At 62.8% G+C, this 11,671-nt stretch carries 12 protein-coding genes; 4 read left to right on the forward strand and 8 right to left on the reverse strand.

Features of this window, described 5'->3' with window-relative positions:
- Positions 1–43 precede the first annotated feature (43 nt).
- The 3 genes from BLQ92_RS37380 to BLQ92_RS37390 form a co-directional block, all read right to left on the reverse strand.
- Positions 44–508 carry a hypothetical protein gene (locus tag BLQ92_RS37380; protein WP_090695775.1) on the reverse strand — a complete coding sequence of 155 codons (465 nt, stop codon included), beginning with the start codon at positions 506–508 and terminating at the stop codon, positions 44–46.
- Positions 509–635: 127 nt separating this feature from the next.
- Positions 636–1,028 carry a nuclear transport factor 2 family protein gene (locus BLQ92_RS37385; RefSeq protein WP_090695707.1) on the reverse strand — a complete coding sequence of 131 codons (393 nt, stop codon included), beginning with the start codon at positions 1,026–1,028 and terminating at the stop codon, positions 636–638.
- Between the two features lie 6 nt (positions 1,029–1,034).
- Complete coding sequence (locus tag BLQ92_RS37390; RefSeq protein ID WP_090695709.1) at positions 1,035–1,964, reverse strand: LysR family transcriptional regulator; 930 nt, start codon at positions 1,962–1,964, stop codon at positions 1,035–1,037.
- A 169-nt stretch (positions 1,965–2,133) separates the two neighbouring features.
- On the opposite strand from BLQ92_RS37390, the gene BLQ92_RS37395 reads away from it, so the two are divergent.
- From BLQ92_RS37395 to mmsB, 3 genes are all read left to right on the forward strand, one after another.
- Entirely contained in the window at positions 2,134–3,450 is a 1,317-nt protein-coding gene (locus BLQ92_RS37395; protein WP_090695711.1) for an MFS transporter, read from the forward strand.
- 61 nt (positions 3,451–3,511) lie between these two features.
- Positions 3,512–5,038: a CoA-acylating methylmalonate-semialdehyde dehydrogenase gene (locus BLQ92_RS37400; RefSeq protein ID WP_090695713.1), complete on the forward strand. Its 1,527-nt coding sequence runs from the start codon at positions 3,512–3,514 to the stop codon at positions 5,036–5,038.
- A 45-nt stretch (positions 5,039–5,083) separates the two neighbouring features.
- A complete protein-coding gene (gene mmsB / locus BLQ92_RS37405) occupies positions 5,084–5,968 on the forward strand; it encodes a 3-hydroxyisobutyrate dehydrogenase (RefSeq protein WP_090695715.1) in 885 nt (294 codons plus the stop codon).
- A gap of 129 nt (positions 5,969–6,097) precedes the next feature.
- Here mmsB and BLQ92_RS37410 read toward each other — a convergent pair whose 3' ends face one another.
- From BLQ92_RS37410 to BLQ92_RS37420, 3 genes are all read right to left on the reverse strand, one after another.
- Positions 6,098–6,739, reverse strand: coding sequence for a glutathione S-transferase family protein (locus BLQ92_RS37410; protein ID WP_090695718.1), 642 nt, complete (start codon positions 6,737–6,739; stop codon positions 6,098–6,100).
- A gap of 190 nt (positions 6,740–6,929) precedes the next feature.
- Positions 6,930–7,415 (reverse strand): HrpB1 family type III secretion system apparatus protein, encoded by a 486-nt coding sequence (locus BLQ92_RS37415; RefSeq protein ID WP_090695720.1) that lies wholly within the window; start codon positions 7,413–7,415, stop codon positions 6,930–6,932.
- A 48-nt stretch (positions 7,416–7,463) separates the two neighbouring features.
- On the reverse strand, positions 7,464–8,081 hold the full coding sequence (locus BLQ92_RS37420; protein WP_244106331.1) for a hypothetical protein: 618 nt from the start codon (positions 8,079–8,081) through the stop codon (positions 7,464–7,466).
- 368 nt (positions 8,082–8,449) lie between these two features.
- Between BLQ92_RS37420 and BLQ92_RS37425 the strand changes: the two genes are divergently transcribed.
- Complete coding sequence (locus BLQ92_RS37425; RefSeq protein WP_090695725.1) at positions 8,450–9,253, forward strand: phytochelatin synthase family protein; 804 nt, start codon at positions 8,450–8,452, stop codon at positions 9,251–9,253.
- Positions 9,254–9,351: 98 nt separating this feature from the next.
- On the opposite strand, the gene tet is transcribed toward BLQ92_RS37425, so the two are convergent.
- Together tet and BLQ92_RS37435 are read right to left on the reverse strand one after the other, a co-directional pair.
- On the reverse strand, positions 9,352–10,563 hold the full coding sequence (gene tet / locus BLQ92_RS37430) for a Tet(A)/Tet(B)/Tet(C) family tetracycline efflux MFS transporter (protein ID WP_143016748.1): 1,212 nt from the start codon (positions 10,561–10,563) through the stop codon (positions 9,352–9,354).
- Between the two features lie 94 nt (positions 10,564–10,657).
- Positions 10,658–11,635 (reverse strand): LysR family transcriptional regulator, encoded by a 978-nt coding sequence (locus BLQ92_RS37435; RefSeq protein WP_090695727.1) that lies wholly within the window; start codon positions 11,633–11,635, stop codon positions 10,658–10,660.
- Between the last annotated feature and the right edge of the window lie 36 nt (positions 11,636–11,671).

Raw genomic sequence — 11,671 nt, forward strand, 5'->3', positions numbered from 1 at the left:
GCGCAATGAAGCGCTCTGCTCGAGATCCGCTACTGCCTGCGGGTCAGGCCCGCTTGCGGTTGACCGCGTGATACGGTTCGCCAGCGGTGAACCGGTCCAGCCGGTCGCTGGCCTCGGTAATGGCCCACATCGGAGCCTTCTGCAACTGAAAGTCGTAAACCGTCACAATTGCCGCGAATACGTCGTAGCCGGCGCGGTCGAGCATCCATTCGCCCGTTGCACGGCCACGCTCGAAGCACGCCGCGCTAAGCGCGTCTGCCGTACGCAGCGCCTCGGACGTCAGCGTTCCGTAACCCGCTTCGACGATAAAGGCGACCAGCAGCATCGCCTGCGTCACCGTCTGGGCGGCGCTGACGCTGCCTTTTCCGCGCCGCAGAGCGTCGAGCGCGAGATGGACCTGCAGGGCGAGCCCCTCCGCGGTATCCCTCGGGAGCGGCAGCAGCATGGCCTTGGCGGCGCGTGCGCGGGCGGCCTGGGTGTTGCCGGAAAACGGAATTGTCTTGGCCATGAGCGGGTCGTTAAAGGTTGGCAGATGCAATAACGGCTTCTTAGCCAAAAGCTTAAGGCCCATTTGTGCCTTGATTGGCCGCCGCGCAAGGCGCACCTCGGGCCAGAACCCGCCTCGCCCCGTGGGTCTAGACCAGCGGTTCGACGAATTCCCGACGATCGAACGGCGCTTCGTAGGGCTCGGGCCAGAATTCGACCGCGCGCGCGATCTTGCCGTCCGTCACGGTGAAGAAGGAGATAGCCCGCGCGACCTGCACCCCGTCGGTAATCGACACGTCCGATACCGCCTCTTGCTCGCCGCAGACGAGGCGGTTGATCGTAAACGTCCACGGGCCGTGCGCGGGATAGGCCGTATTGAGCAGCGCGAAATTCCTCGGGCCTCTGATGCGCTCGTTGGACTGCGGCCATTCGAGGATGAAATCGTCGGCCATGACCGACGTCGCGGCATGAAAATCGTTGGTGGCCATGAGGCGCCAGAATTCCCGGACTACTTGAGATGTGATTTCGACTGTGCTGGTCATGTGCTTTCAAGCCTCGACGTATTGCATATGGGGCGATTCCCCCATCAACAGTGCCCGGTTTGCATCCGCAGCGGCGCGCAGGTAGTCCCACAACGAGGTGATGCGCCGCAGCTTGCGCAGGTCCTCGCGGCAGCAGATCCAGAAATGCCGCGTCACCGTGATCTCATCAGGCAGGACGGGCTCAAGCAACGGATTCTGTTCAGCCATGAAGCAGGGCAGTATGGCGAGTGCATTGCCTTGCAGTGCAGCGTGATATTGGGCGATCACACTCGTGCTGCATAGATTGGCGCTGGCGTTCGGGATGGTGCGGTCCAGATAGAGCAACTCCCGGCTAAAGGCGAGATCGGCAACATAGCTGATAAACGCATGACCGTGCAGGTCCGCCACCGTTTTGACGGGAGGGTGGCATGCCAGATAGTCCCGCGTGCCATATAGCTTGAGACGGTAGTCGCACAGTTTGGTATAGACGTACTGGCCGCGCTCGGGCCGCTCCAGCATGATCGCCAGATCCGCCTCGCGCTTGGACAGGCTGACGAAATGCGGAACGGGTAGCAGGTCGATCGAAATGTCCGGATGCTGGCCGGTAAAGCGCGCCAGTTGCGGCGACAGAAAAAAGCAGCCGAAGCCCTCGGTAGAGCCGATCCGCACATGTCCTGATAGCGAGTGAGCGCCGCCCGTGAACTGTTCAGCCGCCGATTGGACTGTGGTTTCCACGGCGTCGGCATAGGCGAGCAGACGCTGCCCATCCGTGGTCAGCACGAAACCATCGGCCCGCGACTTGTCGAACAGCACGGTGCCGAGCGCCGCCTCCAGTTCCCGCACGCGGCGCGCCACGGTGGTGTGGTCCACCCCCAGACGTTTCGCCGCGCCGCTTGCCCGTTGGGTTCGCGCCACTTCGAGGAAGTAGCGCAGGTCATCCCAGTTCAAACTTTGCATCCCGTCTCCAGCTCGTGTTTTTTTGCATATCGGATGGGCTTTTTCATCTCTATACCGTGGATATTCGAATAACTATACTCGGATGCACGTCGCTGGGACAACCACGGCACAGGCGGCCCGCGCCATCCGCGCGACCGGCAAGCCTACAAAAAATATCGGAGACAACAGGATGCAGATGCAATCGACCCCCGACCGGGCGGCAGTTGCCGCACAGCTTCCGAGGAGCGCCAAGGATTACCTGATCGCAGGGTGGGCCAGCATGGCCGGCACCACGATCGAATGGTATGACTTCTTCCTGTACGGCACGGCCGCCGCGCTCGTATTCAACAAGATCTTCTTTCCCACGCTCGATCCGATCCTCGGCACCCTGGCCGCGTTTGCGACTTATGGCGTGGGCTTCATCGGCCGTCCGATGGGCGGCATCGTGTTCGGCCACTTCGGCGACCGCATCGGCCGCAAGTCGATGCTGCTGGTCACGCTGCTGCTCATGGGCATTCCTAGCATGGTGATCGGCCTGATTCCGTCCTATCAGAGCATCGGTTTCTGGGCCGCCGGGTTGCTGGTGGCGATGCGCTTCCTGCAAGGCATGGCCGTCGGCGGCGAGTGGGGTGGCGCCGTGCTGATGGCGGTGGAACATGCGCCGCCCGGACGCAAGGGCTTTTTCGGCAGCTTGCCGCAAACCGGCGTGGGCTTCGGGCTGATCCTGTCTTCGCTTGCCATGGCGGCTGTCACCGCGCTGCCTGAAGCGGATCTGCTCGCATGGGGCTGGCGCATTCCGTTTCTCGCCAGCATCGCGCTGGTGGTGATCGGCTGGGTGATCCGCGTGCGGGTGCCGGAGTCGCCGGACTTCGAGCGCGTGAAAGCACTCGGCAAGCCGGTCAAGGCGCCGATTCTCGACGCCATGCGCCGCCATCCGCGCGAGCTGCTCATCATCATCGGCGCACGCGCTGCGGAGAACACCTGGTTCTATCTGGTGGTCGCCTTCGCGCTGGCCTATGCCGCCAATCAGTTGAAGATTCCCAAGGCAAGCATCCTGCATGCGATTACCGCAGGAGCTGTGCTGTCGCTGTTCACGATGCCGTTTTGCGGCTACCTGAGCGATCGCATCGGGCAAAAGCGTCTGTTCCTGACCGGTCTCGTCATCATGTGCCTGTTCGCCGCGCCGTTCTTTGCCATGCTCGGCACGCGCGATCCGCTCACCGTCTGGTGGGCGATGGTGCTCGGCGTGGGCGTTGTGTTCCCGATTCTGTATGCACCCGAATCGCAACTGTTCGCTTCGCAGTTTCCCGCTGAGATTCGCTATAGCGGCATCTCGCTGTCGGTGCAGATTGCCGGCGTGATCGGCGGCGGCATCGCGCCGATGATCGCCACCGCGCTGCTCGCCGTGGGCGCCGGGCGTCCGCACTACGTAGTCGTCTATATGGTGGCGCTAGGCATCGTCGCGCTGATCTGCACGCTGCTGATGCGCCCGCGAGCCGACGGCTAGTCCGCCCTCGATAACTCACTGACCTTATTTACCCATTCGAACCCAACCAAGAGAGTCGATCATGAATGCTGTTACCCAGGCGTCGAACGCGAACGTCAGCACCGTCAAGCTGTTGATTAACGGCGAGTTCGTCGAATCGAGCACGCGCGAATGGCGCGATATCGTGAACCCGGCGACTCAGGAAGTGCTGGCGCGCGTGCCGTTCGCCACTGCCGAAGAAGTGGACGCGGCGATCCGTTCCGCACACACCGCTTTTGCCACGTGGAAGAACACGCCGATCGGCGCTCGCATGCGCATCATGCTGAAGTACCAGGCGTTGATTCGTGAGCATATGCCGCGCATTGCGAAGACGCTGTCGGCAGAGCAGGGCAAGACGATCCCCGATGCCGAAGGCGATATCTTCCGCGGCCTCGAAGTGGTCGAACATGCATGCTCGATCGGCACGCTGCAGCAAGGTGAGTTCGCCGAGAACGTCGCAGGCAGCGTCGATACGTACACGCTGCGCCAGCCGATCGGTGTATGTGCCGGCATTACGCCGTTCAACTTCCCCGCCATGATTCCGCTGTGGATGTTCCCGATGGCGATCGTCTGCGGCAACACCTTCGTGCTGAAGCCCTCGGAGCAGGACCCGCTGTCGACCATGCAACTGGTCGAACTGGCAATCGAAGCCGGTGTGCCGAAGGGCGTGCTGAACGTGGTGCATGGCGGCAAGGACGTGGTGGATGCGCTGTGCACGCATGAACTGATTAAAGCGATCTCGTTCGTCGGCTCGACAGCAGTCGGTACGCATGTGTATCGCCTCGGCAGCGAACACGGCAAGCGCGTGCAATCGATGATGGGCGCGAAGAATCACGCCGTGGTGCTGCCGGATGCAAACCGCGAGCAGACGCTGAATGCGCTTGCAGGCGCCGGGTTCGGCGCAGCCGGCCAGCGCTGCATGGCGACTTCGGTGGTCGTGCTGGTGGGGGCGTCGCAACAATGGCTGCCGGATCTGATCGAGAAAGCGAAGACGCTCAAGGTCAATGCGGGCAATGAAGCGGGCACGGACATCGGCCCGGTGGTCTCGCGCGCCGCGAAGCAGCGCATTCTCGGCCTGATCGAAGCGGGCGTGAAAGAAGGCGCGACACTCGCGCTCGACGGCCGCGATGTCAAGGTGCCTGGCTACGAGGACGGCAACTTCATCGGCCCGACGATCTTCACGGACGTCACGACCGACATGGAAGTCTACCGCACCGAAATCTTCGGGCCGGTGCTGGTGGTACTGAGCGTGCCGACGCTCGACGACGCGATTGCACTCGTCAACCGCAATCCGATGGGCAACGGCGTGGGACTCTTCACGCAGAGCGGCGCCGCGGCGCGCAAGTTCCAGAGCGATATTGACGTGGGCCAGGTGGGCATCAATATTCCAATTCCGGTGCCGGTGCCGTTCTTCAGCTTCACCGGTTCGCGCGGTTCGAAGCTTGGCGATCTCGGCCCGTACGGCAAGCAGGTCGTGCAGTTCTACACGCAGACCAAGACCGTCACCGCACGCTGGTTCGACGACGCAACCGTCAACGATGGCGTCAATACGACCATCAGCCTGCGCTAAGCCCTCCGCGCGAGGCATCCTGGAACACGAAGCGGAGACGCAATCATGAAGATCGGTTTTATCGGACTCGGCAACATGGGCGCGCCCATGGCGCACAACCTGCTGAAGGCCGGCCATGCGGTGAATGTATTCGACCTGAACGCCCAGGCAGTGCAGGCGCTGGTCGATGCGGGCGCCAAAGCGGCGAGTTCGCCGAAGGCCGCGGTGACGGACGTCGAATATGTCATCACGATGCTGCCGGCGGCGGCTCACGTACGCAGCGTGCTCACGGCGGACGACGGCGTGCTGGCGGGCATTCCCAAAGGCGTGACGATCATCGATTCGAGCACGATCGATCCGGCAAGCGTCAAGGCATTTGCTGAACTCGCGGCCCAGCACGGCAACGCGTTTGTCGATGCGCCGGTTTCGGGCGGTACGGGCGGCGCGGCAGCGGGCACGCTGACGTTCATGGTGGGTGGCAGCCAGCCGGTGTACGAGCAGGTCAAGCCGGTGCTCTCGGCAATGGGCAAGAACATCGTCCATTGCGGCGATACCGGCACGGGGCAGGTGGCCAAGATCTGCAACAACCTCGTGCTCGGCATCACGATGGCCGGCGTGGCGGAAGCCATGTCGTTGGGCGCGGCGCTCGGGATCGATCCGAAGGTGCTGGGCGGGATCATCAACACGTCCACGGGGCGCTGCTGGAGCTCGGATACCTATAACCCGTTCCCGGGTGTGATCGAAACGGCGCCGTCGTCGCGTGGTTACACGGGTGGCTTTGGCACGGATCTGATGCTGAAGGATCTCGGTCTCGCTACGGATGCGGCGAAGCAGGCTCGCCAACCGGTCTATCTCGGTGCGCTCGCGCAGCAGTTGTATCAGGCGATGAGCACCAAAGGTGCGGGCCGGCTGGACTTCTCGGCGGTGATCAAGCTGTATCAGGCTGACTGAGCCTGGCAGCGGTTCGAACGGCTTGTTCGGTGTGCTTTGGTGGCGCCGGGCGAGCGTGAGGGTCTGCAGTGTCACTAGCGGCCTTCGCGAGCAGTCGTCGCGAAGGCCGTTTCTTGCTTCAATCCCAGATCAGGTCAACATCGGCGTCAGGTCGGGGTCGCTCTTTTTCAGCGCGCGGCGATAAGCGTCGCGTGCGCCGATGCGCTGCAAATACGCGAGAATATTCGGGTATGGCGATAAATCCATCGGCAGGAATAGCCGCATCGTCGTGAGCGAAAACACCGTGACGATATCGGCTGCGGTAAACGCGTCGCCAGCCAGATAGTCTTTCTCCCCCAGGCGCTTCTCGACGAGACCCATCACGAGATCGCGGCGGGCACTGACCCAGTTCAGCATTGGATTGTCCGCCGGCAGATCCAGCCGGCTGAGGATCATGCTGCGCCCGAGGTTGGGCTGCAGCGAGCCGTTCGCGAAGTGGAACCAGTATAGATAGTCGGCGAAGGCGGGGTCGGTTGCGGCCGGAATCAGGCCGCCGTTGCCGTACTTCGCCATGATGTATTCCATGATCGCCGCGGATTCGGCCAGTACGACATTGCCGTCGGTAATGATCGGCGCCGTGCCTAGCGGATGCAACGCCTTGTATTCAGGCGGACCCAGCCGGGTGACGGGGTCGCGGGCGTAGAGCTTGAGTTCGTACGGAATGCCAAGCTCTTCGCAGAGCCAGACGATTCGCTCGGACTGGGATTTCCCGAGATGGTGGACGGTCAGCATGGCGTTTCCTGTGAGTGAGGTTCGAGTTGCGCAGCGCTGAGCGCGTGAGGCGGACCAGATCCGGCGGCATCGCCTGCATACTGGCCATGCCGCTGCCCTGCAAGTCTACGCTATCGGAAACACGTGAGGCAGGCCGGCCGTCACAGCCACCTGTGTGCTGGCCGGCACATAGTCGGTTCAGCCGAGCCAGCTAAAACGCCGATGGCCCGCCGCGATGCAAGACGTCGGCAATCCGGGTACGTAACTCGTCGCCACCTGCCACCTCGTGCACGGGCCGCGACGTCTCGCCGATCTGCATGAATTTCCCGACCAGCGCGAGCGCGGCGGGGTTGCCGCCATCCCGGAGCACTTTGGCGGCGTAGCGGCGCCATTCGCTGTCGTTGAGCTTGAACAGACAGCCGGCCAGGAGCGCGATCGACGCCGCGTTGGTCCGCTCTGCCCATTCGAGGCGCTTGAGCAGACGCACGGCGCCGATCCAGTCCGCGTGGCGGATATGCAGGCGAACTTCGCCGAGATCGACCGGCAGCGCGTCGCGACGCAAAACCCGCAACGCCAATAGCATGTCTTCCAGATCCTCACGCGGGGCATCCTTCAAGCCGAGCGTGAAGATCTTTAACAGCAGTCCGATGACATCGTCACGGCATGACAGGTATGCCGCAACGTTGTTGGCGGGCATCGCGGTCCTCCGATGTGCGTGACGAGCGGCGTCCTGAACGCCGCTTTATCAGAAGTCGTTGGCCTGATTCAGATCGCCTGCTTCCACCGTGACTTCCGACGACGAGAATACGGCGTCCCCGCCGTCGCCCTTCTCCGGCTTGGCCGCCGAACCGTTGAGCATGGAGAGCGGGTTGCCGCCGGTTTCGAGGCGCTGGATTTCCTTCGTGGCGCCCGAGTTGAGCGACACCGAGCCGTCCGAGTTGACATGGCCAACGGAGTTGCCACTGCCGTTGTACAGATTGCCCTGGCTGTCTTCCTGCAGATGCAACGCTTCGCCGCCTGCCGTGGAATTGATTTTCACGTCACGCAGGTCTTGGCCCGTTGCACCAGCGCCCGCACCGCCTTGTGCGCCCGTAGTGCCGCTGCCGCCTGGCAGTCCGCCCGTGGAGGGGAGGCCGCCGTTGCCTTGCGGCAGGCCGCCCGAGCCACCGCCGAGATTCATGCCGCCACCCGAGTCGGAGCCTGAACCGCTACCCGAGCCCGAACCGTTACCGCTCGCATCTTCGAGCAGGTTTTCGATGTCCTGCAGCAACTGCTCGACCGCCTGGTCAGCGCTGCCTTGTGTAGACGTGGACGGGGTGCTTTGCGGAGTGGAATTCAAATAAGCCGACGATATGGTGTTCATCGTTACCTCCTCGCGAGATGAAGTTTGGGACGGTCGTGTGGACTGCCTTCGCAATGGAGGAGCCATGTGGACCTTGACGGAGGTTACGACTCGCTGCGAGAGGCAAACGTTGCCGATGCGAAAGGCCGTCGCGGGATCCGAAGCGGGAACTCCGTCGCTATGTCAATTGCACGGCCAGGCTGCGCGCGGGATCAGGTGGTCTTCCGCGATGATAGCGCGGTGGCGTTATGCGCCGCTGCCAGCTTATTGCGCTCAGGCATCTCTCACGCGCCACTTGGTTTCGTGTTAAAAATCGAGGCTCGTCAATAGGGTGTTGGTGCAGTGTCCGGACAGCAGTTGTTCGAAATCATCCGCGAGATAAGGCCAAGATGTCTCACTACTCATTGCTTCGCTCTGCCGGACTCAAGAGTTCACTCGTTTGGGCCACTACTGCGTTGCTGGTTGCACTATCCGGCTGCATCTCGCCGCCAGCCACCGAGAGTCATTCCGCTGCGCCGACGGTGGGCCGCCCGGCTGACGGTCCTTTGCCTGTCCCGCCGAACCTCGTAGCGTTGCTGCAGCCCGAGGGGCAGAGGCGGCTTATCTCCACTGCCGACAATCGCTCGTACTGGCCATTGTCCGAGTACTTCGAAACGCAAAGGAACGAGGCGTACTGTTCGGTGGCGAGTTCGGTGATGGCATTGAATGCATTAGGCATCAAACGTCCCGAGTCGACTCAATACCCTGACTTCCCGTACTTCTCTCAGCAGGACTTCTTTCGCAGCGTCGACCCGCAGATTGCCGATGCGGCTCGGGTCTCGCGAGAAGGTATGACGCTCGATCAACTGGGCGCGGTTCTCAGCGAATTCCCGGTCGAGGTTGAGAAATTCCATTCCGGAGACCTGACACTCGCGCAGTTTCGCAATCTGATCCGCGAAACGACCGCGCATGACGACCGCTTCGCGTTGTTAAACTTTAGACGGGTGGAGATTGGCGAGACTGGCGGAGGACATTGGTCGCCGTTGGCCGCCTACGACGCGGCGAGCGACAGCGCGCTCTTACTCGATGTCGCCAGGTACAAGTACCCGGCAGTGTGGGTACCCATTGCGCAGTTGTATGCGGGATCGCAGGCGGTGGATAGCGTCAGCGGTCTGTCGCGCGGGTTGGTCATTGTTAGCAAGCGCGCGAGCTGATCCTGGATTTCTCGCGGTCGATAAAAAGGACATCACAATGAATAAATCGATTCTTCGTTGTTAGACGGGGCTAAGGGGGTGACCCTGCCGTCGCCCCCTCACTCGCCGCTACTCGTCCCAACCGCCCTCTGTTGCTGCGACCTCATCCGTCCATTGAACAGCAACGGCAGCGCGAGCAGGTAAAGCGCGACACTCGCGCCCCATACCAGACCAGGCCACGTGTGCTGAGTGGCCGCATACAGCGAGGCGGCTGCCAACGGCCCACCCACGCCGATCAGACTCGCGATACTCGTGAGCGTGCCTTGCAATTCGCCTTGCCGGTTATCGTCGACCTGGCGCGCGATCATGGCTTGCAGCGCCGGCATGGTGACGCTGCCTGCCGCGAACAGCGGCAAGATGGCGAAGGGCATCCAGCCTCGCGTTGCGACCGCCATCAGCGCCAAACCTAAACTGTCCGCGGCCAGCCCAATCAGCAGCGCCACGCGCTCGCCCAGACGCGCCACCAGCGGCCCGATAGCAAACGCCTGCGAAACGGCGTGGCAAGCGCCATAGGCGGCCAGCGAGACGCCAGCAATGGTGGTCGACCACGCGAAGCGGTCTTCGCCATAGATGATCCAGAGCGTGGCGGGCGCTTGCGACGCCAGCATGATCACGGCATACACGCCCACCAGCGGCAACAGGTTCGGCATGCCGCGCAAACGATGCAGCGCAGCAAACGCATTCATGCTGGTCCTGGGCGACGATCCGGTTTGCGGCTGCCGGGACTCCGGCAAGACGTAATACGCAAGCAGCAGATTCAGCCCGTTCATTGCCGCCGCCGCGAGAAACGGTGCGCGCAGATGCCATGCCCCGAGCAGGCCGCCGATCAGCGGCCCCGCAATGAATCCCACGCCCAACGCCGCGCCCATCTGACCGAAGCGCCCCGCGCGCTCCGCTTCCGGGGTGACGTCGGTCAGATACGCGGTCGCGACGGCCATGTTGGCGCCCGTGATGCCGGCCAGCACGCGGCCCACATAAAGCCACGAGAGGCTCGGCGCCGCTGCCATCACCAGATAGTCAGCCGCCGCCCCGCCGAGCGACGCGAGCAGCACCGGCCGGCGCCCGAAGCGGTCGCTCAAGGCCCCGAGGACCGGCGAGAAGAGGAATTGCATCAGCGCGTAGACGGCGAGCAGCGCGCCATAGTTTCTGCTGACATTGGTGTCAGAGTTGCTCAGGCTGTGCAGAAGTCCGGGCAGGATGGGCATGATGAGCCCGAAGCCGATTGCATCCAGAAGCACGGTGAAGAGTATGACGATGTGGGGTCGTCTCAAGAGGCCACCTTATGATTTGTCGAGTGCGGATTATTTCACACTGCGGTGGCCGCGTCTTGCCGTCGTGCTTAGGTGTCACGCTCAGGTGTCATACTTAGGAGGGCGAAGGCCGCGAATAAATCTCCTGGCATACCTGACGAAGCGAAGCGGAAAACAAGCGGCTCGGCATCCGCTGCGCTTCGTGCAGGCGTGTGAACAACGCGATCGGCGACAAAGTCCACTCGAACGAATAAGGAACGATCGCGACGCCCGCAATGCGTACCAGTTCCTCGGCGATATCCGCCGGAACGATGGACACCGATTGCTCGCCCGCGACGATCATCTCGCCGATCAGCTTGGAGGAATAGCTTTCGACGATCGGCGTCGGCGGCGTCAGGCCGGCGCCTAGAAAGATATCGGCGACCTGCTCGCGCATAGGAGTGTTCGGTGCTCCGAGGATCCAGTCCAGCTCCACGAGCCTCTGCCAGTCCAGCCGCCCGCGCGCAAGGCGGGCCGCGAGGCGGCGGCTGGCGATCAGCCGGGGTTGCTGGCGGTACAACACCTCGACGCTGACCTGCTGCAGATCCAGCGACGACGAGGCACGTCCAATCACGATGTCCACCGTATGGTCGCGCAACTGCACGAGCAGCTGTTCGCTGGTGCCCTCGTGAATCGTGACGGTCAAACGCCGCTCGCCTTCCGGGCGGGTGCGCTGAATCGCCGTCGAGACCATCTGACCAGGAATAAACGGGATCACGCCGATATGGAGGTGGGCGGCGTGCCCGGAGGCCACGGCCTCCATTTCCCGCACCAGATGGTCGAGATCTTCGGTCATCGCCCGCGCTCTCGCCAGCACGACGTGGCCTAGTGCGGTGGGCGCCATGCCGCGGGCCGAACGGTCGAACAGCGGCGCGCCGAACATGTCCTCCAGTTCCGCCAGGGCATTGGTGACGGCGGGCTGGCTGCTCGCCAGGTGTTCGGCGGCGCGCGTCAGCGAGCCATGCTGCTGAATCTGCAGTAGCAGCGTGAGGTGGCGCATTTTCAGCCGCGAGGCCAGCTTGCGGACCACTGCGTTGGGATCGAAAGCCGCCATGAAGGTGTCGAGCCATTAGTAAAACATGATGGGGGC

Source organism: Paraburkholderia phenazinium (assembly GCF_900100735.1).
Lineage (GTDB): Bacteria > Pseudomonadota > Gammaproteobacteria > Burkholderiales > Burkholderiaceae > Paraburkholderia > Paraburkholderia phenazinia.